This window comes from Bradyrhizobium lablabi (assembly GCF_018129385.1).
GTDB lineage: Bacteria > Pseudomonadota > Alphaproteobacteria > Rhizobiales > Xanthobacteraceae > Bradyrhizobium > Bradyrhizobium lablabi_C.
In genome coordinates, this window is sequence record NZ_JAFCLN010000053.1 from 1 (window position 1) to 1,174 (window position 1,174).

2 protein-coding genes are annotated in these 1,174 nt (G+C 63.0%); both read left to right on the forward strand.

Translation table 11 applies throughout. The features are described 5' to 3' along the window. The coding region (locus tag JQ628_RS34340) for a kynureninase/PvdN C-terminal domain-containing protein (protein WP_433996187.1) at positions 1-432 on the forward strand (432 nt) is incomplete at its 5' end. Beyond that, a partial coding sequence (locus JQ628_RS34345; RefSeq protein ID WP_212231053.1) for a tryptophan 2,3-dioxygenase occupies positions 429-1,174 on the forward strand: 746 nt, incomplete at its 3' end. The genes JQ628_RS34340 and JQ628_RS34345, both read left to right, overlap by 4 nt.

A 1,174-nucleotide genomic window follows, 5' to 3' on the forward strand; every position in this document is an offset into this window, starting at 1 on the left:
GGGCCGGGCATCGAGCGAATGCGGGTCGGTACACCTCCGATCATCGCAATGGCCGCGCTCGACGCCGCCCTCGACGTCTGGGACGACGTCAGCATAACCGACGTGCGCCATGCGTCGATCGTGCTCGCCGACCTCTTCATTCGCGAAGTCGAAGCACGTTGTCCCGAGCTGACGCTGGCTTCGCCGCGGGATGGAAATCGGCGTGGCAGCCAGGTTTCGTTTCGTCACCCCGAGGGCTACGCGATCATGCAGGCGCTGATCGCGCGCGACGTGATCGGCGACTTCCGCGCGCCTGACATGATGCGCTTCGGCTTTACGCCGCTCTACATCGGAGAAGCCGAGGTTCGCGCGGCAGTGGACGTCATCGCCGATGTCTTGACCCATCGTCGCTGGGATAGCGCGGAATACCGCAAGAAGGCGCTCGTGACATGACCGGAAAGCCCGACGAATCCTCGCGCGAGGGAGCCCAGATGTCGTTCGAAGGTCGCATGTCCTACAGCGACTATCTGCATCTGGAACGCCTTCTGGACGCGCAAGAGCCGCTGTCGGACGCGCATGACGAGCTGCTGTTCATCATCCAGCACCAGACGTCCGAACTCTGGATGAAGCTCGCGATCCACGAAATCCGCTCCGCCATCAGGGCGATCCGCCACGATCAGTTGCAGCCCGCCTTCAAGATGCTGTCGCGCGTCGCCCGGATCTTCGAGCAGCTCAATACCGCCTGGGACGTGTTGCGGACCATGACACCCAGCGAATACACCGAGTTTCGCGATCGGCTCGGGCAGTCCTCGGGTTTCCAGTCCTACCAGTACCGCGCGATCGAGTTCCTCGCCGGCAATCGCAATCTGGCGCTGCTTGGCCCGCATGCCCACCGCGCCGACATCACGGCGAAGCTCGAGGAAATTCTGGCCGAGCCCGGCCTCTATGACGAGGCGCTGCTACTACTGGCGCGCAATGGTTTTGACATCGGTGAAGACGCGCGCCGGACCGACTGGCGCATCAAGCGCATGCCAAACGCCGAGGTCCTGGAGGCGTGGAAGACCGTCTATGCCTCGCCGGCGAAGCATTGGATGCTCTACGAGCTCGCGGAAAAGCTCGTCGATTTCGAAGACTATTTCCGCCGCTGGCGCTTCAACCACGTCACGACGGTCGAGCGCGTCATCGGCTTCAAGCG